Below are 449 nucleotides of genomic sequence, written 5' to 3'. Positions count from 1 at the left end.
TTTGGTGGTGGCGGTGCTGAGCGAAACATTGAAGACAAGGTTATTACCTTCCACCACATTGTCATCCGCCACACCCGGATTGCCAACTTCGATGCCGGTAATGGCCGGGCTGTCGTTATCCAGAATTCCGCCGGTGGCGCTCACGCCACCAATAGTCAGAGGAACGGTTTCCGGAGTGATTTCAACCAGCGCGTCATCCACGGTTGGCAGAGTAACGGCGAAGTTGGTCACGCCTGCAGGCACGGTGATCAGACCCGTGGTTGGGTTGTAGGTCACGCCATTGCTAAAGGTGGCGGTGCCGTAATCGGCTGCACTCGCTGAGCCGCCACCCAGGTTAAAGGCATAGGTTTCTGCTTTGGTGGTGGCGGTGCTGAGCGAAACATTGAAGACAAGGTTATTGCCTTCCACCACATTGTCATCCGCCACACCCGGATTGCCGACTTCGATGC

1 protein-coding gene is annotated in these 449 nt (G+C 56.3%); it reads right to left on the bottom strand.

From position 1 onward, the window contains the following. The coding region (locus HA050_RS21755; protein WP_205836566.1) for a hypothetical protein at positions 1-449 on the bottom strand (449 nt) is incomplete at both ends.

It is taken from the genome of Iodobacter violaceini (assembly GCF_011601265.1).
Lineage (GTDB): Bacteria > Pseudomonadota > Gammaproteobacteria > Burkholderiales > Chitinibacteraceae > Iodobacter > Iodobacter violaceini.
The sequence above is the reverse complement of the archived record's forward strand: the minus strand, read 5'-3'. Positions and strand labels throughout refer to the sequence as shown.